A 24,820-nucleotide genomic window follows, 5' to 3' on the forward strand; every position below is an offset into this window, starting at 1 on the left:
GGGCTTTGCGTCGTGCCATCGGGAACCTCCATCAGCTCCAGTATGGCCGCCCTGCACACGAAATTCCTGACAGTCCCGATCCGCGACGGCTTCGATCGCGCGTTTCTGGTAGTCGAGATCGGGCTCGAAATGAAGCTTCATCGAACCGTCCTCACAGGCTGCGAACGTCAGCGATACCGGCCTGGTTCAGGATCGCGGCCATGTTGGTCTTGGCGATGTCATCGGCGAAGCCAGTGTCCTTGAACACGACGCGCGTGTCGACAGCCGGCGCCAGCGCCTTCCGCCATTCAACGATGCCGTTCGCGATCTCCTCCACCACGCCCTTGGTCAGTCCGTCCGTGAGGCAGACGATCAGCGCGCCGCCACCAATGGAATGAACTGTCTTGCCGGCCATCGTCTTCGTCTCGATCGGTACACAGAGATCGAGACCGAGCTTGAGCAAGAGCTCATAGAGCACGTCTTGCTCCTTGCGGCCCTGAACGAGGTGCTCGGCATTCTTCAGAAGGCTGTCTTCGAGATCGGAGGTGTCAGGTTCCCACGCGCGGATGTTTGACGACGCGAGCTTGAAAACACGGAATCCAAAGTCGTTCCGCATGAGATCGGCACTATCGTTGAAAGTCGCACCTACCCGACGGAGCCGCTCCTTCGTGAGTTCAGACAAAACGCGCTTCTTTCCATTCTCGTCACAGAATTTCACCGCCAGAAGCTGATCTCGATCGTCTGGATCGAGGGGCTCTGGTAACTGGACTAAAACTAAACGGCGACTAGTCCCCTCACGATGATTCAACTCCCACACAGCATGCCCTGTCGAGCCAGAACCTGCGAAAAAATCTAAGACTATATCGTTCGGTCCAGTGCAGTATCTTATCATCCGCGCAAGAACGATGTGATCCTTCGGGTTGTCGAAAACCTTTTCACCAAAAATGTCCTTCATCACATCGTTCGATGGCTGGGAATGTCTATAGAAGACACTTCCCATGACCTGCAGTTTTTCACCGGCGCTATCGTTTTCGCCCGAAACTCCCTGACCATCGATATAGAGATATGATTTTAGAAATGGAGACTTCGTGTGGTCTTCACGAAACTGGACGTAGCCATCGCGAATCTTCTCCGTCATTGTTTCTTCAACGAACCTCCAGCCGTCGTCTGGAATCTTACAGGGCTGCCCAGTAATTGGGTGCGGAAGGATATATTTAGGTCCACCGCCGCCGGGCCAAGAGATGTTGTTGTCGCGCCAAATTCCTCGTGCGTCGACGAATCGCGACCTTGCATACTTTTTTGACGGATTTTCGTCAGGTAGCGATCTGTAAAATTCGACAAGGCCATTCGAAATAGCGTCATAGTCATTCGAGTGGATCGTTTTTAGCCTATGATATTCTTGCACAATTTCGGTTACGCCCTCTTTGGGCTCACGCCAAGCTGGTAGAAGCTCCTCTATAAGAGCCAGATCCTTTGCAAACCCGACGATGTATTCGTGTCCTAAAGAAAAGCGTCTCGCGTCATTCTTACGCCCACGCTCCCAAACAAGCGTAGCAATGAAGTTTTCCTCCCCAAATATGTCTCTGCAAATGGAAACTAGATTCGATAGCTCCTTGTCATTTATGCTTATGAAAATTACGCCATCTTGTCGCATTAGCTGCCTGGCAAGGCGCAGCCGCGGATAAAGCATATTCAGCCAATTGGTGTGAAAGCGCCCGGAGGCTTCTGTATTTGATGCTATCTTGCGCCCGCCTTCTATTTGTCCAGTTAGCTCTAGATAGTTTGAAATATTATCTCTGAAATCATCAGAATAAACAAAATCGTTTCCGGTGTTGTAGGGCGGATCGATATAAATCAGTTTTACCTTGCCAGCGTAACTCTTCTGTAAGAGCTTTAGGACTTCGAGGTTGTCGCCCTCGATCATCAGGTTTCGCGTCGTGTCCCATTCGACGCTTTCTTCCGGGCAAGGAAGCAACGTCCCCACCGACGGGGTTAACGCGATCTGCCGGGCGCGGCGCTTGCCATGCCAGTTCAGCCCGTACTTCTCCTCGCGCACGTCCACCACGCCGCCGAGCAGTTGCTTCAGCACCTCGAAGTCGATCTTCCCTTCGGTGACAGCGTCGGGGAACAGGGACTTCAGCACCTCGACGTTGCCGGAGATGATATCGGCGCTCTTGGTCTCGGGGCTCTCGGCATCAAGTTTCTTCATTTTATCCAACTCAATCAGGTGCAAACGGGGCACGGCAGCGGTCAGGCCGCTTCCAGGTGCAGAATTTCGGTTTCGACATAGGTGCGGAAATCGGCCGAGGAAGTGAAGCAGCGGAATCCCGCCTTGCTCGCCAGGGCGAGGATCTCCGGGCCTTCATTGAGCAACACGGCGATGGGAGCGCTCAAGCCAGGCTGCAGACCGTCCGGCCACGCCAGATCGAACAGCGCCTTCTGCGCACCCGTAACCGGATCGGCGTAGTCGAAGCCGAGCAGGCCACGCGGCAAGCCTTGGCCGTCGACCCAATCGTTGAGGGCTTCGAGTTCGGCTTCCTCGACCTCGCTCGTGATGCTGCCCACGGCCTGCGCCTCGGCTTCCGCCACCGGCGCCGCCGTGCCGAGCCAGCGCGTATCGCCATGGAGTAAATCTTCAAAGCGCCGATTTGCTTCCGCGGCCAGCAACGCCTTACGGGCTTCGAGAAAATCGAGGTAGCGCTCGATCTTCCACAGCGCGGGATCGGTCGGTATCCACTGCGACGCCAGCGCGCCGGGATGCCGTGCCTCGATCTCCGGGAAATACTCTTCCGGCAGGCGATCGCTGATGTTGAGGTTCGTGTCCTTGGTCAGGAAGCAGAAATTGCCAAGCGCGTTCACGTCGGCCCGGCGGTGTTTCAGCTTGTAGAGCTGCGCCTTGGGGAAGATGTGATGCACCTCCAGGCGGCTCATTTTCCCGAGCAGGCTGGCGCGCAGAGGCAACCCCGTCCCCCAATCCCGCGCCTCGCCCATGCGGGTCAGCATGTAGAGCACGGGATAAAACCGCGCGCCGAGGCTCCAGCCGGTGAAGTGGCCCGCCTCAACCCGCAGGCCGCCATGCCAGAGCCGGAGCTGTTCCAACAGCGTGTCCAGGCCACCGTTCAGCCCTTCGAGGGCGGCCAGATCCTGATCGATGAACGTTTCCGTCGACCCCGAAAAGCGCCCCCACATGCCCGCCTGGGCGAACCAGAACAGAAGCTTGTCGCGTTCCTTGGCGTCCAGCGGCCCCTTCGCTTTGTCCATGTAGCGCACCATGACGGGCACGCCGAAACGCCCGAAGAAGACTTGGTCATGATCCAGGCCCAAGCGTCCGGCGATAAAGTTCAAGCTCGCATCGATATGCTTGCCGGCGCGCTTCAAACCGTCCTGAATGTCGAGTGCGCCCTTGTCGTGGAGATAGCTGAACTTGGCCTCGCCGGTCAGAACCGTGTTGACGGAGCGAAGCAGCCAATCGAGGTTGAACTGGTAGCCGGCGGCGGTCCACTCCTTCAGCTTGGCCTTCATGGAGTCGCGGGCTTCCGGCCATTCGGCGCAGATTTTGGCCAGCGCCAAGTCGCCCTTCGACAGCTTGGTGCCGCCGCTGTTCACCCGGTTGAAGATATCGACGACGACATCGAGGGTCTTGTCCTGACCGGTGACCTCCTCGACGTGCAGATCGATCTCGGTGACACCAAGCAGAGCGCCAAGCCGGCCGACATAAGCGCCGACATTCGCCACATGGGCAGGATCGGCGGAAAGCTGAGCGATCAACGCCCCAAGACCGGCGTTCCCCGCCTTCATCAAGGCGGTGACATCAATCCAAAGCGGATCGTCCTGCATCTTGACCGGCTGGTAGAAGGCGAAGGTCTCTGTTCCGAGATGGAAACGCAAGCCACTGAAGGCCTGGGTGTTGCCATCAAAGAATTTCGGCGGATGCCCGCGCACCACACCGTAGAGCGATGTCATGCGTTGCTGACCGTCGAGCAGGAGTTTGACGATGCCCGCCGCGATCGGACCGTCACCGCGATGTGCGGCCGTTTTGGCCTCCGTCGCCCACACAAGCAGGCCGCCGACCGGATGCCTCCGGTAGAGCGAGTCGAACAGGCCCCGGACCTGATCGCGGTTCCAGACATAACCGCGCTGGAATTCGGGCAACGCCATGTGCCCACTGTCGATATGGTCCAGGATCGTGGAAATCTTCATTCAACATCCCCCAGCATCAACCGCTTGGCGCGATCGATCGCGGCTTCGACCGCCTTGATTTTCTGGTTCAAATCAACCCGTTGATTAATCTGTTTGGCGCGACCGGCCCGCGCCCGCAACTGTGCGATCTCGCGCAAAAGCCGAGCGTGCTCTTCCAGCGCCGAGCGACGGCGGTCGATCCGGTCGGCTTCGTTGGTGAGCGTGAAATGGCCCGAGATGCGAGCCGCGTTCAGCGCCTCGATCCGAACCAGCCAACCGTCGTACACCGTCGATAGATCGCGTCCGGGTTGCCGTGCAAGTGCCAGGCTTTCCAGGAATGACCGTTCGATCGCAGACGGTGCGCCAGGATCGATCTCGTCCGCGAGCACGATGCGTTCGACCACGATCTTGTTGCCCTCGTTCTGAGCCGCCCGCTTAGGTGCGACCGACAAGGCCGCGTGCGAGCCCGACAGAGTGATCAGCAGAACCGGATAGGGAATGGCACGATGAATGAGCTCCGTGAGGCGGGGCGAGCGTGCCTCCGGCCGAAGCGTCGCGGATAGGACCGCAATCTCCGAATAGTTCCGGCCTTCGTTCACGAGTGCCGGTATGGCGACGGTGTTGGGCTTGAGAGCCGCGATCCACTGCATCTCTTCGATGCCGTCTTGAATGGCCCGCTTGTCAGTCGCCGTCGGCGCGCCCTGCTCAAGCAGCGCCTTCTTCGGCACGCGCATGTCAAGGCGCGCGCCCGGCGGCAAATCGAGAGCCGTTATGATCGGGTCAGTTGCCGCCACCTCCGTCATGGCGCCACGTCCGTCGTCGGAGCCAGAGCCACCAAAAACGCGACAACCTCGAAGTCATTGATGCCGGCAAACTCCCCCTTCACCGCGTGGGTGCCACCCATTTGGAACAGGCTGGCAACCGCTCGCTCTTCACGTTTGCCGACAATCGTACCGACGGCGCGGGCGAGCAGCTTGCGGTAGGGCTCCATGTCGCGACCGGCGCGCGTGGTCTTGTCGAATCGCCCATAAGCCGCCTGGTCCGGCTGGTCACGGCCGAGACTGAGTTTCTTCAGGCGATCGAGCACCTGCTTCGCCTGCGTGTAGGGAAGCAGGACTTCTCCATCCTCTCCGACATGAACAACGTAATGGGGAGCCAGCGGATAGCCCGGCTCGACGACGGAGGAAGCTGCCTCGCCAACGGCCCTCAAACAGAAGATGACGCCCGGCGGAACTGGGCTCTCTCCGTCGTCGGAAGCCTCCGTGACGGCATAGGTGCCGAGCGGCAACGCATCGAGCCGCTCCCGATTGGCACCCAGATAGCCCGCCAGATCGATCCGGAAATCGTTGAGTGTGAGATCCGCGATGGAAACGCCACTGGACAAGTCCTCGAGATCGATCACAGCATCCTGCAGCTTCTGAAGCTGCGCGCGACGGTATTCCAGATCGTTCATCTCGTTGCCCGCCTGGAACTCGATGACGTTCTCCTCGCCGGTAGCCGACACATCAAGGAGCATCATGCGCCCGCTGACGCGGGATTCGAGGTCGAGGTACTCGTCCAACTCCATATTCGGCCAGAAGTTGACCAACTGAATCCTAGCGTTTCGGGAGCCGATCCGGTCGATACGGCCAAATCGTTGGATGATCCGGACAGGGTTCCAATGGATATCGTAATTGACGAGGTAATCGCAGTCCTGAAGGTTCTGACCTTCCGAAATACAGTCCGTGGCAATCAGAAGATCGATTTCTCCCTCGGCGACAAGCTCTGCCGGCCGTTCTTTGGACCTTGGAGAGAAAGCGCTCAGAATGCTGCTCATGTCCCCGCGAACGCCCGGCAATGTGGTCTTATTCGCCCCAGCGCCGGTAACGACCGCGCTATGTAGGCCGAGCGCTGATCGCGCCCAATCGGCCAACTCGCGATAGAGATAGTCAGCCGTATCGGCGAACGCCGTGAACAGCAAAATCTTCCGGTTGTCCGGGTTTATCGGATTACGAACCTTCTCAACGACAAGTCGTTTGAGCGCAGCCAACTTGGCATCCCGTTTGGGGATAACAAGACGCGCGGCCGATAGAAGCGCCGCCAAACGTTCATGGTCCTCAACGAGATCCTGTCGCCAGCGAATACGGTCAACGTCCTGGAGAAGCACCTTGACCTTTCGGCCGACGAGCAGCGGCTCGAATGCGGGATCGTCCACATCCACGTCGTCAATCGGGATTTCCTCGATCGCGTCGTCATGGGAGTCGATTTTGGCTAGCAGAGCATCAACGTCCGCGAGTTGGCGTTCGATGGTCAGGGAGAACGACGCAACGGAACTCTCCATGCGCTTCAGGATATTCACACGCAGAAGGTGGGTGAGGCTTTCCTCGCGATCGAGCTGCCGGAAGAACTGATCGCCACCTCGAATCTTTGTACTGTACTTCTCGTCATACGCAGCCTGCTTGTGTGGCAGCACGTATCGCAGTGGCGCGTAGGCACCGAGAGTAAGGCGACGAATTTCGTTGTTGACCTCGCGAATAGGCCGAAACTCACCCGTAAGATCAACGTCCGCCTTGATGTTCACCGGCGGCAGCCGGTCAGGAAACTGCCCCGTTTCCTCGATCCCATAATAGCGTTGCACATGCTTTCGTGACCTGGCGATCGTCAACATATCGAGCAGCTTGAAATAGTCAAAGCCGAGCATGTCCATAAGCTTAGCGGGCCGACGTTCGCTTTCCGGAAGGTCGAGCCAACGATTGAACTGGCCTTGCGCTTTCCGGATCGTCGCTTCGATGCTTGGAATGCCATTGGCCGCAAGAGCCACGTCATTCCCTTCTGTTACAAATGCGATTTGGTTCTTGAGGTCGGCAAGACGGTTGTTGACCGGCGTTGCAGACAGCATCAGCACCTTGGTCTTCACCCCCGACAGAATGATCCGTTTCATGAGGTGGTCGTAGCGGCTGTCGCGGTCCTTATGGGTCGGCTTGTTCCTGAAGTTGTGCGACTCGTCGATGACCACGAGGTCGTAATTGCCCCAGTTTACGTGAGCAAGATCAATGTCGCCGGATACACCGCCATCGCGCGACAGATCCGTGTGGTTCAAAACATCATAATTGAACCGATCTGAAGCCAGAATGTTTCGGCGGTCATTTGCCTTATAAAGGGTCCAGTTATCACGAAGGCGCTTCGGGCAAAGCACGAGAACGCGATCATTGCGAAGCTCATAGTACTTTACAACTGCGAGCGCTTCGAATGTCTTTCCGAGGCCAACACTGTCAGCAATAATGCAGCCGCCGATCCTCTCCAATTTGTCGATCGCACCCACCACCCCATCGCGTTGGAAGCGAAACAACTTCTTCCACACGACGGTGTTTCGAATGCCCGTCGCCGACTTGATGATCCGCTCCTCGTCGAGCTCATCACCCAGGTCCTTGAAGACTTGATAGAGTATCTGGAAATAGACGAGAGATGGCGCGCGCTGCGAGGCGATTTCCTCCAGTGCGTTCAGAAAGTGGGCCTTCGCCGATGGGCTCGCCTCGATGTCCTCCCAGTTCGAGCGAAACCATTCCGAAAAATCCGAGGTCTCGGCATCCGACTCGGTTGCTTGAACCAACCCCAATCGACCGCTCGGGGTGACACCCAGACCATCGGACGTGAATGAGCATGTCCCGACCATGGCCCGGCGGAAGTCGGGTTTGCCGTTGACGAGTACTAGCGACTGTGGCGGTGTTCGACGTGCGTGCCGAATCTCAACCCGCTTCCGCGCCCATTCGGCGACGAGACGGGCAAGCCAACGCCCTTGAAGTTGTCCCCGGAAGACGATGTCAGCTTCACCGCCGAGAAGGCTAGGAAGAACGGAACTGGCGTCTCCCAGCAACAGCCGGCATCGCTCGATCCGATCGAGAACGCCTCGAAGCTCGGCAAATGCAAGCAGTGAAAAGGACGGGGAAACGATGTCTATGAGGGCGCCCTGATCCAGCCATTCGCGCAATCTGTCGATGGCACGGTCCGTCCCGCTGTTCCTAATAAGCCTCATGCCTCACCACCCTTCCGAGGGGGTCTAGGCATAGACGATGGGCCACGGGCTTCGGACGAGCTTTCGATAAATTGTCGGATCGCCTGGCGGATGACCCACGAAACCGAAGCGTCCCTCGATAGCGCGATCTGGCACAGAGTCTGATAATCTTGTTCTTCCAGACTCACGGTCAGTCGCGTTGCCTTGCGCGGACGCTCGTTCATTTCCATCCCCACGGTTCCTCGTATCAACCTACCGGCTCGCGCATCAGACTTCAACAAAGTGATGCACTTTTCACCAGAAGGGTGCCCGAAGCCGTGCTGCATGGGCTGAACAAGATGACCCGAAGCGCGAATGGAAGTGTTCGGCACTCGTATGGGGAATGCTGCAACCGGACACGCTTTGCCGGTAAGGCACTTTATCTAAAGCTCTTTTCCGAAGCGGATGCTCCGAAATACCGAGAATGCGTGCACGCCGAAAGCGAGGACTGCGATGGTTCGGCGGCCCACATTAATTTCTTAATGGGGGTCAGGCCTGCCCCGCCGCACCTTTGCAAATCCCCGGTCCGTTGCCATGAACCGCTCCAGCATGGGGACGATCAGACGAACGGGATCGGCGGCGACTTGTCCTCCCTCCCGCCCGAGGATTTCGGCATAGGCGGTCAAATCGCGATGCAGGCTGGCGGGCAGCTCCAGCGTGACCTTCACCGGCTTGTCGTCGGTGATCGGGCCGAGTTTCAGCTTCGCCATGTCAGCCTCCGTAGGGTTCAAGAACGAGATCGCGGGTGACGATCACGCGGACGGGAAAGCCCGGTCGGATGGTCAGCGTCGGGGCGATGTTGAGCTGACGCTGCACGATCTGCTGGCCGGTCTGGTTGATGCTGTCGGACGCGCCGTTGCGCAGCGCACGGATGATATCGCTCTCCTGACCGGATGATCCCGCCTCGGCGCCAACGCTGAGCAGCGTCGACAGCGCCGCGGCTTTAAACAGCTCACCCCAATGGTAGTCGACGCCATCTTCGAGCCCGGCATAGCCCTCGGCGTCTGTGCCCGGCTGGCGCTCCAACACGATCGAGCGGCCATTGGGGAAGATCAGCCGGTTCCAGACCAGCAGCACGCGGCGCTGGCCGAAGCCGACGCCATTGTCGTACTGGCCGATGACATGGTGCGTGCGTCCGTCGATGCCATCGACCACCAGCGTCAGGGTCTCACCCAGTTCGTCGGAGAGATGCTTGTCGATGACGCGGCCGACGATCGGCGCCGCGGGGGCGCCGTCGTGAATCTCAAAACTCATCGGGTCGCGCTCGGCGCCGTCGGCCCGGAGCGCCTTCTGCATGGTGCGGATGATGTCGTCGCGCTCGCCCATCTCGCGCAGGGCCGGCTCCAGCCGCTCACTCAATTCCCAGACACCCGGTGCGTGCTCGGTGGCAAGGCCCATGTCGCCCAGTTTGCCGAGACGGCGTAGCCGCATGGTCCGGTCAGACTGGCCGCGCAGATCGCCCGGTTCATATCGGAGGTCAAGCAAACGGTCTTCGGCCTCGGCCACCATCGCCCGGTCGATGCGGGTGAGCCGATCTTGATCGATCTCCGCCATGAGCTTGCGACGCTGCTCGATCTCCGTGACGGGGCCAAGTTCCAGCGTCGTCAGTTCGCTCGCCCGCTCACGGATGCCATTGGCGAGATAGTCGCCGTTGATGACGAGATCTTCGCCGCGCGCATCGCGGCCGTTGACGATGACGTGGACATGCGGATGGCCGGTGTTGTGGTGATTGACCGCGACCCAATCGAGCTTGGTGCCGAGGTCGGTTTCGACCTGGGCCATCAGCTCGCGGGTGTAGCCGGTGACGTCGGCAAGATCGGTCGCGTCTTCCGGCGAGACGATGAAGCGGAACTGGTGGCGATCGTCTTGGCCACGATCGAGGAAAGCGTCGCCATCAGCGCGATCCTCCGTCGCGGAATAGAGCCGACCGCGCTCACCGTCGCGAGCCGTGCCGTCGCGCTGGATATAGCGCAGATGCGCGGCGGCCTTTCCGCTCTTGCCCGCGCCCCGGACGGAACGGGATTTGACGATGACACGGCGGTTGCCGGGCTGGCGGTGGCTCCATCCGCCCGCGCGACGAACAGACCGCCCGACTGGGGCACGATGGCGGACAGGTCGCGCACGGTGATCGCCTGCGGAGCGTCGGCCTTGTGCTCGTCGGACTGCACGAGAGGGACCGTCGTTCTGCTCAAAGGCTGCATGACGAAAAGCGGAGCACGGGTCCAGGAGAGCGGATCGGCGGACGCAATCATGACCGCGTCGTGAGGCTCGCTACCGCCGATGATCGGCGCGAGGGCGACGACATAAGCGCGGGTTTCCGGTGGAAGTGGTCGGCCCTTCAGCGCCTCCTCGTAGCGCCCAGGACCGGCGTTGTACGCCGCGATCCACTCTGGCGATCCATAGCGATCGAACAGTTCGCGGATATAGGCCGCGCCCGCCACGATGTTGTCGTGCGGGTCGAAAGGATCGGCACCCAGGCGGTAACGCACGCGCAGCTCGGCCCAGGTCTCCGGCATGATCTGCATCAGCCCGATCGCCCCTTTGGGCGAGGTGGCACGTGGATCACCGTCACTCTCGGCGCGCATCACCGCGAGAATCCAGGCGGCGGGAAGCTCGAAGCGCTGTGCCGCTTCAGCGATGTGATCACCATAGGGATCGCGCGCAGACGGGTGAGCGGCGGGTTTCGTCTGCGCCAGCGCAATCGCCGGAATTGCAACGCCGTAAAGCAAGCCCGAGAGTAGAATGACCGCCATTCGAACAGGCGCGCCTTCTCCGCTGCGACACCAGCCTGCCAGCGTGCTCGCTGCGGTCAAGGGTCCGCGCACTGCGCCGATCTTCGATCGCCCTTGACCTCCGCTGCGCGCACCGGCCGACCGGTCGTCGAGCGGGGCGAAGGGATGATGCGGCATTTCCGCGAACAAAGGGATGACCGATCGCAAGGAGATCGCGCACGCGCGCAGGCTGTCGGATCGCATGATGTCACTCCCGCTCGCCGCGCTTCGGAGCACGGTTCCAGTGCAGCGACCAGGACGCGCCAGCTTCATCGTCGCGGAACAGGTTGGCGCGGATTGGCTGCGGCAAGGCCGGATCGTCGATCAGTAGCGCGATGTATTCGCCCGCGCGTTCGCCGGTACGCTTCCAGCCCGCACCGATCTCAGGCCCTTCCTCGTTGCCGTGGTGAATGCGGTAGCCCGGAGCGTTGTCGGCATCGGTCGGCTCTGCCGGAACGATGGTGATCTCACGAAAGAGCGTGAAGGTGTGGACGCGCCCGACAAAGCCGGTGGTTTCGCGGGTAAACTCGCCAATCTGTGGCATTGGAATCTCCGTGACCTGGTGGTGGGATGAACGGTGGTGCGGCACTCACCGCGTCGGAGCACGCCAGACGAAGTGGCCATCGCCCTCCTCATCGGTGTAGATCGGCGTCGCCTTGCCGATGACGGTGCGCACCGGGATCGGGCCAAAGTAGCGACCGTCCAGGCTGTCGGGCACGTCCGGGTTCATCGGGAAGAACTCGTCCAGTGCTACCGTCCGGCAGCCCTGCCAGACCGGCAGATCGCGGCCCGCGCGGTCGCGATCGAGCGCGTCACCGAGCGGCACATGATCGACCGTTATGGTGCGTCCCGAGCGACAGACTTCATGTCCCGGCAGGGCCATGACGCGCTTCAGCAGCGGCACGCCGCTTCCGATGTAGCCGCGCTCCACCATGAAGTCGGCGAGCGGCTTGTCGGGCAGGAGCGCGACGAGATCGCCGACCTCCAGGTCCGGCGTCGGGGAGAGAGCGTAAAGGCCGATTGGAACACTCGCGGATGCGTTCCAAACGAGTCGCAATGGCGTGGGAATGAATGATGCGACGGCAACGCCCATCACGGAGAAGTACGTCACCATGACGTAGCCGAACCGGGTCATGGTTCCGCCCTCCGGCGCAACAGAAACGCCCGATGCTGATCGACGGTGTAGGCGCGTGGCTCGTGTCCGAGCAAGGCCATGAGGCTCGCGTGATCCAGACCGGCGATGAGAGTCTGAAACGCGCATCAGCGCGGAAGGCCGGGGAAACCGTCCCGGCCGAGCGTCAGCGATCCCTTGCGCCGCGCCAGGGGGCGGCGCCCCCAAGCACCCGACCGGCGCGAGCGAAAGCGAGCGCCGGGAATGATGACCGGATCAGGATGCGCAAAGCCGTAGAACCTGAAAGCCGTGCATCCTGATCGCCGTCTTTCTTCATGAGTACGACGAAGCGCCCCGCCCAAAGGCGGGGCGCGGTTGCGATCGTCAGTCGGTGACGATCCTGCCGGATTGGCGGGCGCGCTGAGCGTACCAACTCAACGGATGCTCGGCCTTGAAGTGGAGGTTACGTTCGACCGGAAGCCGGAGCCGTCCGCGAACCGTGCGGATTTCGGCAAGGCTGACATGGCCGAGCTCGGGTTCGCCAAGGCCGAGATCGCAGAGGCCGAATAGACGGTCAGGGTCTTCGGGATCGGCTTCGGTGAGAAGCCAGGTGGCGCCGGCGTCCGGTGTGAAGAGCTTGACGACGGGACGCGGATCGATGTCCTCGCCGGTGGCGCTGCGAGCCCCATTGGCGAGAAGCCGGGTGTAAAGTTCGTTGGTGATGAGCGCTGCGGCCATGTCGGCCTCCCTTCGATGTCACCCTCCGATCGAGGGCAAGGAGGCGTTCGGCCGGCGCAATCGAGCGGAGCGGTCAGGCCCTACTCGGTGTCTGGTGCGGGCCGGGCTTGACCGCGCTGCGGCGGCGGCCAGCGTTACCGCAGCTTGTCGAGAGGGGATGATCGAAGGCCACAGGCAGCGCACACTCGAAGAAACGACAAACCCGGACCTCCGGTAGCAAGGGTCGTGGAGTCGCCCGCGCTCACCTTCCGTTTCTTTCGCGATGGCCGCCGATTTCCGCACGCCCACCTCTGGGGTCTTCAATACGCAGGCAGTGCGCGTCACCTTGGTCGCAGTCATTCCACTGCGATCGAGGGCGATCGACATGAAACGCGAACACACGATTTCTCAAGAAGATCGGACCTTGGCCTCCGACACCGTGCAGCCACCCGCCAACGAGCCTGTCGAGAGCGGCTCCAAGCGGTTTCAGCCGCCCGCTGATCTGCTCAAGCGGGTGATCCGTCGCCCGGAGCTTCGCAAAATCGTGCCGCTCGCCGACACGACGATCTACGAGATGGAACAGCGCGGCGAGTTCCCAAAGCGCTTTTTTCTGACGCCGCGTTGCGTGGTGTGGGATTTGGCCGAGGTTGAGACCTGGCTCGATGAACGGCGCCGCGCATCGGATGCGGACATCGTGCGCAAAGCATCTCCGCCAGATGTTCGTCAACGGCGTGCGCGACCAGTGAAATCATCGCTTCAGCGGCATGACCGGTAACACGGCGCCATAAGCCACACTTAGGTAGCTCACCGGCGTCCCTGAGAGTTACTGCCGACTGAGCGCATCGAATTCATCCGATTACACCTTCAGTACTGTCCGCGACCACCCTTCAGGCGGCAACAATCTCGATCTCGTCATCGGCGAACCAGCCACGCTCAAGGAGCGCGGTGCGCGCCAAGCCGGGATCGTCGGAATAATAGACGATGGCGAGGCTCTCCTCCGCTCGGCTGCAGGTCACGTAGAAGAGACGACGAGTGCGGGCGATGCTGGTGTCGTTACCCGCTGCCTCATTTTCGAGGTCGGTTTTGGTCTTCTCTTTGGTTCCCATGAGCTTGCCGTAACTGAACAGGAAGCCACGTGCTTCATCGTCGCTGATCACCACCATAACACGCGGGAACTCGCGCCCCTTCACACCTTGATGGGTATCAAACTGCGACACGCCACGGACATAGCGATCATATTTTTCGATCTCGGGGAAAGGTGCGTCGAGCGCCCGACGCCAAGCACCCGCCTCGGTGCTCGCATCATCTTCCAGCTCGGTCGCCGCATCCGCGAGCACCTCGGGAACGAACGGTTGCAGCACCTCGGGAATGACAAAAAGCTCTGTCGCGGCCACGTAGCGCAGTACGGCGCGTAGGATCGGCGGGTTCTCCGCCAGCAACAACACCTTGAGGCCATCACACGCAACCTTCGCGCGTTCAAGCTCCGCTTGCTGCTTATCTCCAGCGTCCGCCAACCGCTGGCGATCAAGCAACGGTGAGGTCCGGCGGATCGCCGCTGCGGTCGCGAAACGGTCGCCCGCCGCCAGCGCGTTCGCCAACGGGAGCAACTCGCGGGTGAAGAAGCCCAGACCGCGGCCCGTGCCGTCGAGTAACCCCGTGCGCATCGGTTCGTAGGCGTAAAGCGACCCAAAGAAATGTTCGAACCCGAAACGGCGCGCCGACATTAAGTGTTCAAGGGCGAGCATCTTCACCCCGTCGCGGTCGGGGAGCCAAGCCTCATCGCCAGTCAGCTCGGCCATTTTCGTTGCCGCTGTCGCTTCGACATCCCTCTTGTTGCCGACAGTTTCTGGCGCGAGGAACAGCCGAACGGTCCCCTCGGGAGCGTCACTGCGCGCCTGCTGCTCCTGTTTGTCGTCGTCGGAGCGGATCTTGTTTATGAGCGCAATCACGCGCTTGGGGCAGCGGTGGTTCATCGCCTTGCGCGGCTTTGCCCAGGTTTCAGGAATTGCCTCGGCGAGGCCGACCTTACCATCAGCGTAAATGCGCTGCATGGTGTCGCCGAATAGTCCCAAGCAGAACTGTGCTGGGAAAGCCGCCTGGACGTCGAGCAGCGCGTCCATAAGGCGTCTTGCGGTGTCCTGGCTCTCGTCGATCAAAAGGATCGGATAGCTGGCAATCAGGAGCCGGCGCAGACCCGGCTTTGCGTTCAGAAACGCCGCGGTCATGGCAATAACCTCGGCGTGATTGAGCGAATCGCGCGTACGATTGTCTCCGGTTGGGCTGTAGATGAACCTCGCTATCGTTGGGAGGCCATCACGGCGCCGTGTCTTGCTCTCGATCGACTGCGCACGCTCAATCGCGGCTTTGCCCGACCGACCTTTCGCCTGCTTCTCCTCGAGATCGGCAATCTCGGCGAGCAGGTTTGTGTCGAGCCACTTGCGAATGTCGTCGTCATGGCCGCGTATCAGCGACCACGCGAAAGCGTGGATGGTAGAAACGTCGACCCGCGGATCGAATTCGAGCCGCTGCACGATCTCGTCGCAAGCGGCATTGGTATAGGTGATGATCGCGACCTTCTGACCGGTCAGTTTCAGCTCGCGGCCTTGGCGCTCGCACAGGTCACGTACTGCCTGGACCAGCGACCGGGTCTTGCCAGAACCGGCACCCGCGTAGAGGAAGAAGCTGCGTGGCGCGGCAAGATCCAGACAACTGAGAATAGTCTCGTCCGCCTTCGCATCAACCAAATCGTCGGCATTCGCGCCGGTCATGCGGCCACTCCCTCTTTGGCCGGCAATATCTCGATCTGTTTCTTCTTGAGTCGCTCCTGCAGCCAGGTCAGACCTTCGTTGATATAGCGCGGCACGCTCAGGGTCTCGAACATCTCGGCATCAAGTACGTCGAGAGCGAACTCAGCCTTCTTCCCGGTTTTGAGTGCCGTGAACATCGCCGCGCCAACCGTGGTCGCGCCGCCACCCGCAGCGATCGCGTCGCGGAACTTGGCGACCAGCCCGGTTCCCGGAAGCGCAGCGAAGAAGGAAAGGTTCTCAAATGCGAGCGCATCCTCGAACGTATAGGGATAGGCGGTCTCACTCGTGGCGGCGCCCGGAAGCGTCACATCGACCGGCAACTGATAAGCGGCGCGCACCGCGAACAGCGGATCACCTGCGGGTTCGAGTGTTCGCTCCGCCGGCGTGGCTTCCCATAACGCGTCGACGCTGGTTCGCGCCGGCACCCATTGTCGAAGCGTTGTGTTGTTGGTGCTCTGTCCCTCACCCGGTCTGGGCGGTGCCGATGTGGTCGTTCCGGACGCTTGGCTGTCGAGATCGGTGATGATCAGCGTGAGCAGACCAAGATGTTCGATCAGCGGACGAAGGCGATGGGCATGGCTGCCGCCGATCTCAAGCAGGGTGATGTAGCTCTTGCTGAGTGCCTCGAATTTGTGGCGAATAAAGTTGGGAACGATCATGCGTTCCGCCGGTCCTTCGACCAGGATGGCGGCATCCGCGAAGAACAGGTCGGCGTGTTGCGCGCGCAAGTAGCGCGTCACGAACCGGGCCGTCTCGTTGCCCGCACCGAACACCTCCGAGAGATTGATAACCGTGGAGACTGGTATCCGCGACACCATGCCGGCGGGCAGGCGCCGGAAGTAGCGCAAACATTCGAACGATACCTCATGCGCGACATGGCTCGAATGCGTACTGACCACGAGTTGGCTGCGCCGCAGTTTGGTGTCTCTGAGATCTGGATGGGCGCGAAGTACTTCGTAGGCTTTGTTGATGAACACCTGCTGCACCTGCGCGTGGAGATGCGCCTCGGGCTCCTCGACTAGGACGAGGTGCAGCGGCTCTATCACGGCAGCGGGATTGGTGATCGCGGCTTTTCCCACACGCATCCACGAATCCCGGAAGCTCATCAGTCGGAAGATCATCGAGATGAGGTTCTGATAGCCGAGCCCGTTGTTGTTTTCGGGTAAGCGCAGCACCGGCACCACCGCTTCGCCCTCTGCTGGCGTCACGTCGACCACGAAGGTCACCGCCGAGGAGTGGTTGAGCCCGTCGATCGCCTTTAGCCGAGTCGACACCTTGGGCTTAGGGTCGGTGACACCGGGATAGCCCATGCCCTCGACCTCGCTGAACGCAGCTTCAAAGCTCTCCGTAAGCTTTTGATCGAAAGCGTCTTGCGCCGCTTCGATCGCCTGCAGCGCCCCCAAATCCTTGACATCCGGTACCTTAGTCGGATCGAGGTGCTTGGAGTAATAGCTGCGCAGCTGATCGGAGAGCCGACTGCCGGACGATCCGGCCGGCGCCTCCTCGTCCTCATCGCTCGGCGCTTCCTCGCCGAACCCGCGCTGCGCCGGAATATCGTGGATGCGCACCTGCCCCTTCAGCGGTTCGCCCTCAAGGCTGAGTGAAGCGGCGGGCAGCGATTGCGGGTGCGCCTGGCCATTGAGCGGAGCTTGGAGCTGCGCGGGATCGAGGGTGAATGCGCGGATGGTGAAGCTCTTGGCCAGCCGCCGACTCAAGTAATCGACAAGTGTCGACGGCCATAGCGTGAGCTTGGGCTCCGGCCTCTCCTGACCCTCGGCAGCAATCTTCTCGGCATGCGCCTGCGTCGCAGCGGCGCGCAGTGCCTCGGCATCGGCAACCGCAGCCAAGAAATCCTTATAGAGATCACCAAGATTGCTTGGCTCGTAGCGGAGTCGCACCCCGAGCAGACCGCCTTCCCAATCCAGCGTCGGAATCAGGTCGCGAACGTGGTGCATCTCCCCTGGATCTACGTCGAACCAGAGATCTAGCGTGGGGAGCAGCGGTAGCCACGTCTCAAGTGTGAGCTCGACTACTTCATCGGTCCGCTTCGCGTCGATCCAACTCCGGCCTATCCGATCAATCGCCGGCCAATGACATAGCGTAACGTCATAAATTTCGAACGGACAACGTCGCGGTACGAGGAAGCGCCGCAATGCAAGCATTGCCGAGCTATTGCCACTGTTGTTGGCACCGACGAACAACGTCTGCTTCTCAGCGAGGTCGATTCGCACCGACAGCAATTTACGAAAGTTCGCAATCTCAATGAATTTGATGAGCACGTTCTCCCCCCGGAGCAATAGCTTAATTACTTCAGCCCCTCCGTTTGCTCACCTCGCGATGGCGAAGGAGAAATTCACTCAAGAGCTGTTTGCAGTCTATGTTCTTTGGTGATCATTTGGAACAGGTGGCTGATTTAGGCTTAGCTTTGCTGATCGCCACAGGTCCGTCTCGCCCCGCGAAGAGGGTTGGAGAGGGTCAACCGCTTGCTAAGGCCGGATCGATTCCATCTGTTTCTGCAGGGCCGGCCCGGGAAATCAGAAGCTGTCGAGGCATCGGTCGCTACTGCGTTGTCTACGATCAAGGTGCCGTTTCCCTCACCATAAACGCCATCGACGGCGGCAACAGCGCCGGCGCGCGCTTCTGACCGTTCACCCAGGCATCGATCATATCGGCCCATTCCTGGAGCATGTGCCGGCGCTGCGGTTCGTATTCCGCTTTGTTGTAGACGCCGCGTGATGAGCGTCCATCCTCATGGGCTAGGCACTTCTCGATCCAGTCGCTGTTGAATCCCATCTCGTTCAGGAGCGTCGAGCCGGTCCGGCGCAGGTCGTGGACCGTGAAGGGCTCCAACGGCAGCCCCTCCTTCTTCGCCCGCACAACGACGGCCGCGGTCACGCGATTGAAGGTCGCGCGCGACATGGGGGCGTCGGCGTCGTAGCGGGACGGCAGCAGGAAGCGCGAATTGCCGGCGCAGGTTTTCAAGGCGATCAGAATGTCGAGCGACTGTTGCGACAGATAGACGTTGTGCGCCTTCGACCGCTTCATCCGCTCCTTCGGAATGGTCCAGACGGCGTTCTCGAAATCGACCTCGTCCCAGACGGCATCGGTCAGCTCGCTCTTGCGCACCATGGTGAGCAGGATCAGACGCAGGCCGAGGCGGATGGTCGGCAGGGTCGGCACATGCTCGATCTGCTGGAGCATGATCTTGATTTCAGCCGGCGACAGCGCTCGGTCCTTCGGCTGGAAGGTCGCGATCGAGGCAGGCCCGACCTCGTCGGCCGGGTTCGGCACCTTCTCGCCATGCAGGATGGCGAAGGCGTAGATCTGTTTGACGATGTCGCGAGCGTGGATGGCGGTCGCCGGGGCGCCGCGCTCCTTCACCTTGGCACAGAGCTGGCGCAGATCGTCCGGCGTTACCTCAGTCAGAAGGCGGTTCTTCCAGGCAGGGAGAATATCGCGATCGAGGATGGCCTTGCGCATCGAGCGGGTACTTTCCGCCATGCGCGCTTCCTTGATCCATAAACCGCTCACCGCTCCGAAGCTCCGCTCCATGGCCTTGCGCCGCTTGTCGCGCTGCTTCTCGTGAGCCGGTGAAAGTCCTTCCGCCACCTGCTTGCGGGCCGCGATGCAGCGCTCGCGCGCTTCGGCGAGCGTGAAGCCATCGGGACCGTAGGGGCCGATCGTCAGCGTCTCCCGGCGGCCGTTCAGACGGTAGTCGTACCGGAAGGTGTTTGACCTGTCGTGGCGACGGAAACGTACATACCGTCACGATCGGCCACCTTGTACAATTTATCTTTTGGTTTCAGCCTCTTGATGGCCATGTCTGTGAGCATGGGGACGGCCTCGTTGACGATCGAAAACGCCTTTTCGAGCCCCAATTTTACCGTCAAATCCGATACCGTCAATCGATGAGAATAACCGTTACATAACAGTGCATTAGCTTGAATTATCGTGAGGTGCTTCCGTTTCTGGCCTGACGGTAGGGCAAAAATCCGGCTGACGGCGAAAAACGCATACCGTCGCGCACACCGTCAGATCCCACCGCTTCAGGGCGATAGGCTCCGATAGTGAGCGCTTGATTTTCTGTTTGATTTCAGTTAGTTATGACGATGTGGCGATAGTTCGCGAAACGCCGCGAACCACATCATTTCACTCCCACTCGATCGTCCCCGGCGGCTTCGACGTCACGTCGTAGACCACGCGGTTGACGCCCTTCACCTCGTTGACGATCCGGGTCGCCACCCGGCCGAGGAAGGCCATGTCGAAGGGATAGAAATCCGCCGTCATGCCATCCACCGACGTCACCGCCCGCAGGCCGACCACATAGTCATAGGTGCGGTAGTCGCCCATCACGCCCACCGTCTTCACCGGCAGGATCACCGCGAAGGCCTGCCAGATGGCGTCGTAGAGACCGCCCCGGCGGATCTCTTCGAGATAGATCTCGTCGGCAAGGCGCAGGATGTCGAGCTTCTCGCGGGTGATCTCGCCCGGGCAGCGAATGGCGAGGCCCGGCCCCGGGAAGGGATGGCGGCCGACGAACACTTCCGGCAGGCCAAGCTCGCGGCCGAGCGCACGCACCTCGTCCTTGAACAGCTCGCGCAGCGGTTCGACGAGCTTCATGTTCATCCGCTCGGGCAGGCCGCCGACATTGTGGTGGCTCTTGATGGTCACCGAAGGACCGCCGGTAAAGCTCACGCTCTCGATCACGTCCGGGTAGAGCGTCCCCTGGGCAAGGAAGGCCGGGATTCCCGTGCCGTCCCGGCCGATCTTCTTCGCCTCTTCGTCGAACACGTCGATGAACAGCTTGCCGATGGTCTTGCGCTTGACCTCGGGATCGGTGACGCCCTCGAGCGCCTTGAGGAACAGTTCCTCGGCGTCCACATGCACCAGCGGGATGTTGTAGGCGTCGCGGAACAGCGTCACCACCTTCTGCGCCTCGCCGAGGCGGAGCAGGCCGTGGTCGACGAAGACGCAGGTCAGCTGGTCGCCGATCGCCTCGTGGATCAGCACCGCCGCCACCGAGGAATCGACGCCGCCGGAAAGGCCGCAGATCACCTTCCCGGTACCGACCTGATCGCGGATGCGCTTGATCGCCTCCTCGCGGAAGGCTGCCATGGTCCAGTCGGCCTTCACGCCGACGATCTTCTGCACGAAATTGGTGAGAAGCTTGCCGCCATCCGGGGTGTGCACCACCTCGGGGTGGAACATCGTCGTGTAGATGCGCCGATCCTCGTTCACCGCGATGGCGAAGGGCGCGTTTTCCGAGGTGCCGACGACGTGGAAGCCTTCCGGCAGCTCGGTGACGCGGTCGCCGTGGCTCATCCACACCGGGTAGCGGCCGCCGACCTCCCAGATGCCCTCGAAGAGCGGGCTCGCTTGCCTGATCTCGACATCGGCGCGGCCGAATTCGCGGGCATGGCCGCCTTCGACCCGCCCGCCGAGCTGGAGCGAGGCGGTCTGCTGGCCATAGCAGATGGCCAGGATCGGCACGTGGGCGTCGAACACCGCCTGCGGCGCGCGCGGGCTGCCCGCGTCCAGCACCGAGGCCGGGCCGCCAGAGAAGATCACGCCCTTCGGGTTGAGCCGGGCGAAAGCCTCTTCGGCGTGCTGGAACGGGTGGATCTCGCAATAGACTCCAGCCTCGCGAACCCGGCGGGCGATCAACTGGGTGACCTGCGAGCCGAAGTCGATGATCAGGATGGTGTCGTGGGTAGGCGTGTCAGCGCTCTGCGGCGTCGCAATCTTTGTCATGGCGGGCTTCTAATCGCTGTCCGGTTTCACGTCCACATGTCGGATAGGCACATTCTCGAATAGGCACGAACCCACGCATGGCGGGGCGGTCGATATCAGGCCGCCCGCGTCAGTACGGCGACGAAGAAACCGTCGGTGCCGGTGCGGCGCGGGGTCAGCAGAAGTCCTTCCGGCCCGACCAGCGCCGCCTGTTTCAGGCGGATGCCGCGCTCGCCGAGGGCGAGCACGGTCTCCTCGGCGGGGACGACCTTGAAATCGGCATGTCGGGCGAGGAAAGCGCGGACCTGCCCGCCATTCTCCTCGTCGAGCAGCGAGCAGGTGACATAGGCGATGCGCCCGCCCGGCTTCACGAAGCGGGCAGCGGCGTCCAGCACCTCGACCTGGTCGCGCTGGCGCTCGGCAAGGGCGCCGGGCCGGATACGCCATTTGGCATCCGGGTTGCGGCGCCAGGTACCGGTGCCGGTGCAGGGCGCATCGACCAGCACGAGGTCCATGCGGCCCTGGAGATCGGCGAGCACGTCGGCGGCGCCGCGCGGCGTGCGGACCTGAACGTTGCGCACGCCGGCGCGCTGCAGCCGCTCGTGGATCGGCGCCAGCCGGCGCATGTCGCTGTCATAGGCGTAGAGCTGGCCGGCATTGTCCATCAGCGCGGCCAGTTCGAGCGTCTTGCCGCCGCCACCGGCGCACAGGTCCAGCACCTGTCCGCCGCGCGGCGGGGCGGCGAGGATGGCGGCAACCTGCGAGCCCTCGTCCTGGATCTCGACCTGGCCCTTGATGAAGGCCGGCTCGGCGGTGAGCGCATGCGCCTTGCCGTCCGCCTCGAAACCGATGCGCAGGGCGAGCGGCGACCAATCCGTGGCAGCCGGGTTCAGATGCGCCAATGCCTCGGCGGCCTTGGCGGGATCGGCCTTCAGCGTGTTGACGCGCAGATCGAGCGGCGCACGCTCGGCGAGCGCCGCGCCTTCCAGCGCCCGCGCCTCGCCAAACACCGCGGCAAGCGGCACATCGAGCCATTCGGGATAGTCGCCGGCGACATGGGCGGGTGCGTCGTCAAGGCTCGCCGCATTCAGGCGTCCGGCTTCCTCGGCGGTGAGCGGGGCCGGACCGAAGCGACCGCCGTCGCAAAGCTGGCCGATGGCGTCGGCGTCGAGACCGCGCGCCAGCTTCAGGGCCCCCAGCGCCAGCGCCCGCCCCTCCTCCGCGCCCATGAGCCAGGCGGCCGAGGCCCGGCGGCGCTCGACGTCATAGACCAGCGCGGCGATCGCCGCCCGATCGCCGGAGCCGGCGAAGCGATGACTGCGGCCCCACTCCCTCAGCACGTCGGAAGCCGGACGCCGGTCGGCGCCGATGGTCGAGACGATGTCGATGGCGGCGGCAAGCCGCGCAGCAGGGGTCATGGGGTCAATATCCGCAAATCAAGGCACGACATCACGGCACGACGGGAGCGAGAATGATGGCGAGGGCGAAGATCGCCCACATCGCCATCAGCGCGAGCACGCCCACGAAGAAAACGGAAAAGCGGGCGCCGATGACATTCGGGCCGACATGGATGACGGCATGGACGTAACGGCTGATGACGAACACCCAGGCAAGCACCAGGGTGAGATAGTCGGCCTTGCGCGTCACCAGCAGCAGCGCGCTGAGCACATAGAACAGCACCGGCACTTCGAACTGGTTGCGGAAGCAGGCGGAGGCCTGCCGCACCTTCACCGGCCAGACCACCTCGTCGCCCAGCACCGCACCGTCGCGGTCCGTGACGAGCCCCGCCTTCACCGCCTGTCCTCGCAACCAGCCGAGACGCAGCAGCACGGCGAAGGCGAGCAACACCTGTGCGAAGACCGGCAACAGCACGGCGGTGTAGGTCATGGCGTTCGCCCCCGGAGATGGAGGTGCCGCCGGCGGATCAGCCTGCCGGCGGCGTCCCGTATCAGGTCCGCGAAGGATAGTTCGGGCTCTCGCGGGTAATGGTCACGTCGTGGACATGGCTTTCGCGCAGGCCCGCACCGGAAATCCGCACGAACTGCGCCTTGTCGCGGAAATCCTCAAGGGTGGCGCCGCCGACATAGCCCATGGCGGCGCGCAGGCCGCCGGCAAGCTGGTGCAGGACGCCGGAAGCGGGGCCCTTGTAGGGCACCTGCCCCTCGATGCCTTCCGGCACCAGTTTCAGCGTGTCCTTCACTTCCGCCTGGAAGTAACGATCCGCCGAGCCGCGTGCCATGGCGCCGACCGAACCCATGCCGCGATAGGATTTGTAGGAGCGGCCCTGGTAGAGATAGACCTCGCCGGGGCTCTCGTCGGTGCCGGCAAGCAGCGAGCCGATCATCGCGCATTCGGCGCCGGCGGCCAGCGCCTTGGCGAGGTCGCCGGAGAACTTGATGCCGCCGTCGGCGACCACCGGCGTGTCGGACTTGCGGGCCTCTTCCACCGCGTCGAGGATGGCAGTGAACTGCGGCACGCCGACGCCGGCGACGATACGGGTCGTGCAGATGGAGCCGGGGCCGATGCCCACCTTCACCGCGTCGGCGCCGGCGTCGATGAGGGCGCGGGCCCCCTCGGCGGTGGCGACATTGCCGGCGAGGATCTGCACCTTGTTGGAGAGCTGCTTGATGCGGCTCACCTGGTCCAGCACCTTGCGCGAATGGCCATGGGCGGTGTCGACCACCACAAGGTCGACGCCGGCATCGACCAGCAATTCGGTGCGACGGTAGCCATCCTCGCCCACCGTGGTGGCCGCGGCGACGCGCAGGCGCCCCTGCTCGTCCTTGGTGGCGTTGGGGTTGGCGACCGCCTTCTCGATGTCCTTCACGGTGATGAGGCCGACGCAGCGATAGTCGTCGTCCACCACCAGCAGCTTTTCGATGCGGTATTGATGCAGCAGCCGCTTGGCCTCGGCCTGCTCGACGCCATCGGCGACGGTGATCAGCCGATCCTTGGTCATCAGCTCGGCGACGGGTTGGTCGGGATGGGTGGCGAAGCGCACGTCGCGGTTGGTGAGGATGCCGACCAGCTTCCCGCCGCGCCCGTTCGGGCCGCGCTCGACGACCGGAATGCCGGAGATCGAATAGAGCTTCATCAGCGCCAGCGCGTCGGCGAGCGTCTGGTCGGGATGGATGGTGACGGGATTCACCACCATGCCCGATTCGAATTTCTTCACCTGCCGCACATGCTCGGCCTGCACCTCGGGATCGAGATTGCGGTGGACGACGCCGAGGCCCCCGGCCTGCGCCATGGCGATCGCCATGCGCGATTCGGTCACCGTATCCATCGCCGACGACAGGATCGGCAGGTTGAGCATGATGGAGCGGGTGACCCGCGAGCGCACATCCGCCTGGCCGGGCATCACATCGGACAGGCCGGGCTTCAGAAGGACATCGTCGAACGTAAGCGCTTCCTGCGCGAGACCGTCGATGTGCGGCATCGCCAACTCCCGATTTAGGGCAGGCGGAACGACCCGCACGTGCCCGATGGATGGATG

General features: G+C 62.1%; 16 protein-coding genes and 3 pseudogenes. 1 reads left to right on the forward strand and 18 read right to left on the reverse strand.

The features are described 5' to 3' along the window. Positions 1–151: 151 nt before the first annotated feature. From AC1RU4_RS16685 to AC1RU4_RS16735, 11 genes and pseudogenes are all read right to left on the reverse strand, one after another. Positions 152–2,188: a site-specific DNA-methyltransferase gene (locus AC1RU4_RS16685; RefSeq protein WP_492892245.1), complete on the reverse strand. Its 2,037-nt coding sequence runs from the start codon at positions 2,186–2,188 to the stop codon at positions 152–154. A 41-nt stretch (positions 2,189–2,229) separates the two neighbouring features. Further along, positions 2,230–4,179 carry a GmrSD restriction endonuclease domain-containing protein gene (locus AC1RU4_RS16690; protein WP_492892246.1) on the reverse strand — a complete coding sequence of 650 codons (1,950 nt, stop codon included), beginning with the start codon at positions 4,177–4,179 and terminating at the stop codon, positions 2,230–2,232. Next, a complete protein-coding gene (locus tag AC1RU4_RS16695; protein ID WP_492892247.1) occupies positions 4,176–4,961 on the reverse strand; it encodes a DUF4391 domain-containing protein in 786 nt (261 codons plus the stop codon). The genes AC1RU4_RS16690 and AC1RU4_RS16695 overlap by 4 nt, the downstream gene beginning before the upstream one ends. Further along, positions 4,958–8,170 (reverse strand): helicase-related protein, encoded by a 3,213-nt coding sequence (locus AC1RU4_RS16700; protein WP_492892248.1) that lies wholly within the window; start codon positions 8,168–8,170, stop codon positions 4,958–4,960. The genes AC1RU4_RS16695 and AC1RU4_RS16700 overlap by 4 nt, the downstream gene beginning before the upstream one ends. Beyond that, positions 8,167–8,475 carry a ribbon-helix-helix domain-containing protein gene (locus AC1RU4_RS16705; protein ID WP_492892249.1) on the reverse strand — a complete coding sequence of 103 codons (309 nt, stop codon included), beginning with the start codon at positions 8,473–8,475 and terminating at the stop codon, positions 8,167–8,169. The genes AC1RU4_RS16700 and AC1RU4_RS16705 overlap by 4 nt, the downstream gene beginning before the upstream one ends. Positions 8,476–8,667: 192 nt before the next feature. Then, the gene (locus tag AC1RU4_RS16710) at positions 8,668–8,898 is read right to left on the reverse strand and encodes a DUF2274 domain-containing protein (RefSeq protein WP_492892250.1); all 231 of its coding nucleotides are present in this window, start codon (positions 8,896–8,898) and stop codon (positions 8,668–8,670) included. A gap of 1 nt (position 8,899) precedes the next feature. Further along, positions 8,900–10,261, reverse strand: a pseudogene (locus tag AC1RU4_RS16715) (TrbI/VirB10 family protein); the annotation flags it as partial. Further along, positions 10,240–11,163, reverse strand: a pseudogene (locus AC1RU4_RS16720) (lytic transglycosylase domain-containing protein); the annotation flags it as partial. The pseudogenes AC1RU4_RS16715 and AC1RU4_RS16720, both read right to left, overlap by 22 nt. A 4-nt stretch (positions 11,164–11,167) precedes the next feature. Continuing rightward, positions 11,168–11,503 carry a DUF736 domain-containing protein gene (locus AC1RU4_RS16725; RefSeq protein WP_492892251.1) on the reverse strand — a complete coding sequence of 112 codons (336 nt, stop codon included), beginning with the start codon at positions 11,501–11,503 and terminating at the stop codon, positions 11,168–11,170. 45 nt (positions 11,504–11,548) lie between these two features. Next, positions 11,549–12,094 (reverse strand): S26 family signal peptidase, encoded by a 546-nt coding sequence (locus AC1RU4_RS16730; protein ID WP_492892252.1) that lies wholly within the window; start codon positions 12,092–12,094, stop codon positions 11,549–11,551. Positions 12,095–12,454: 360 nt separating this feature from the next. Continuing rightward, entirely contained in the window at positions 12,455–12,808 is a 354-nt protein-coding gene (locus AC1RU4_RS16735) for a DUF2958 domain-containing protein (protein ID WP_492892253.1), read from the reverse strand. A gap of 262 nt (positions 12,809–13,070) precedes the next feature. On the opposite strand from AC1RU4_RS16735, the gene AC1RU4_RS16740 reads away from it, so the two are divergent. Then, positions 13,071–13,562, forward strand: a complete 492-nt coding sequence (locus tag AC1RU4_RS16740) for a helix-turn-helix transcriptional regulator (RefSeq protein ID WP_492892254.1) — start codon at positions 13,071–13,073, stop codon at positions 13,560–13,562. Between the two features lie 112 nt (positions 13,563–13,674). On the opposite strand, the gene AC1RU4_RS16745 is transcribed toward AC1RU4_RS16740, so the two are convergent. From AC1RU4_RS16745 to guaB, 7 genes and pseudogenes are all read right to left on the reverse strand, one after another. Next, on the reverse strand, positions 13,675–15,555 hold the full coding sequence (locus tag AC1RU4_RS16745; protein ID WP_492892255.1) for a UvrD-helicase domain-containing protein: 1,881 nt from the start codon (positions 15,553–15,555) through the stop codon (positions 13,675–13,677). Further along, the gene (locus AC1RU4_RS16750) at positions 15,552–17,873 is read right to left on the reverse strand and encodes an AAA family ATPase (RefSeq protein ID WP_492892256.1); all 2,322 of its coding nucleotides are present in this window, start codon (positions 17,871–17,873) and stop codon (positions 15,552–15,554) included. The genes AC1RU4_RS16745 and AC1RU4_RS16750 overlap by 4 nt, the downstream gene beginning before the upstream one ends. Before the next feature lie 298 nt (positions 17,874–18,171). Further along, a pseudogene (locus tag AC1RU4_RS16755) lies at positions 18,172–19,427 on the reverse strand (tyrosine-type recombinase/integrase). A gap of 316 nt (positions 19,428–19,743) precedes the next feature. Then, the gene (guaA, locus tag AC1RU4_RS16760; RefSeq protein WP_492892257.1) at positions 19,744–21,345 is read right to left on the reverse strand and encodes a glutamine-hydrolyzing GMP synthase; all 1,602 of its coding nucleotides are present in this window, start codon (positions 21,343–21,345) and stop codon (positions 19,744–19,746) included. Between the two features lie 95 nt (positions 21,346–21,440). Beyond that, the gene (locus AC1RU4_RS16765) at positions 21,441–22,742 is read right to left on the reverse strand and encodes an RsmB/NOP family class I SAM-dependent RNA methyltransferase (protein WP_492892258.1); all 1,302 of its coding nucleotides are present in this window, start codon (positions 22,740–22,742) and stop codon (positions 21,441–21,443) included. Positions 22,743–22,773: 31 nt separating this feature from the next. Continuing rightward, entirely contained in the window at positions 22,774–23,211 is a 438-nt protein-coding gene (locus tag AC1RU4_RS16770; protein WP_492892259.1) for an MAPEG family protein, read from the reverse strand. A gap of 61 nt (positions 23,212–23,272) precedes the next feature. Further along, positions 23,273–24,763, reverse strand: coding sequence for an IMP dehydrogenase (guaB, locus tag AC1RU4_RS16775; RefSeq protein ID WP_492892260.1), 1,491 nt, complete (start codon positions 24,761–24,763; stop codon positions 23,273–23,275). Between the last annotated feature and the right edge of the window lie 57 nt (positions 24,764–24,820).

It is taken from the genome of Ancylobacter sp. GW821-FHT10E12 (genome assembly GCF_058809335.1).

Bases quoted from the DNA above. Each gene is read 5' to 3' on its own strand.
- AC1RU4_RS16690 (WP_492892246.1), bottom strand. From the start codon at position 4,179: ATGAAGATTTCCACGATCCTGGACCATATCGACAGTGGGCACATGGCG.
- AC1RU4_RS16735 (WP_492892253.1), bottom strand. From the start codon at position 12,808: ATGGCCGCAGCGCTCATCACCAACGAACTTTACACCCGGCTTCTCGCC.
- AC1RU4_RS16770 (WP_492892259.1), bottom strand. From the start codon at position 23,211: ATGACCTACACCGCCGTGCTGTTGCCGGTCTTCGCACAGGTGTTGCTC.
- AC1RU4_RS16730 (WP_492892252.1), bottom strand. From the start codon at position 12,094: ATGACCCGGTTCGGCTACGTCATGGTGACGTACTTCTCCGTGATGGGC.
- AC1RU4_RS16725 (WP_492892251.1), bottom strand. From the start codon at position 11,503: ATGCCACAGATTGGCGAGTTTACCCGCGAAACCACCGGCTTTGTCGGG.
- AC1RU4_RS16695 (WP_492892247.1), bottom strand. From the start codon at position 4,961: ATGACGGAGGTGGCGGCAACTGACCCGATCATAACGGCTCTCGATTTG.
- AC1RU4_RS16710 (WP_492892250.1), bottom strand. From the start codon at position 8,898: ATGGCGAAGCTGAAACTCGGCCCGATCACCGACGACAAGCCGGTGAAG.
- AC1RU4_RS16705 (WP_492892249.1), bottom strand. From the start codon at position 8,475: ATGCAGCACGGCTTCGGGCACCCTTCTGGTGAAAAGTGCATCACTTTG.
- AC1RU4_RS16700 (WP_492892248.1), bottom strand. From the start codon at position 8,170: ATGAGGCTTATTAGGAACAGCGGGACGGACCGTGCCATCGACAGATTG.
- guaA (WP_492892257.1), bottom strand. From the start codon at position 21,345: ATGACAAAGATTGCGACGCCGCAGAGCGCTGACACGCCTACCCACGAC.
- AC1RU4_RS16685 (WP_492892245.1), bottom strand. From the start codon at position 2,188: ATGAAGAAACTTGATGCCGAGAGCCCCGAGACCAAGAGCGCCGATATC.
- guaB (WP_492892260.1), bottom strand. From the start codon at position 24,763: ATGCCGCACATCGACGGTCTCGCGCAGGAAGCGCTTACGTTCGACGAT.
- AC1RU4_RS16740 (WP_492892254.1), top strand. From the start codon at position 13,071: ATGGCCGCCGATTTCCGCACGCCCACCTCTGGGGTCTTCAATACGCAG.
- AC1RU4_RS16745 (WP_492892255.1), bottom strand. From the start codon at position 15,555: ATGACCGGCGCGAATGCCGACGATTTGGTTGATGCGAAGGCGGACGAG.
- AC1RU4_RS16765 (WP_492892258.1), bottom strand. From the start codon at position 22,742: ATGACCCCTGCTGCGCGGCTTGCCGCCGCCATCGACATCGTCTCGACC.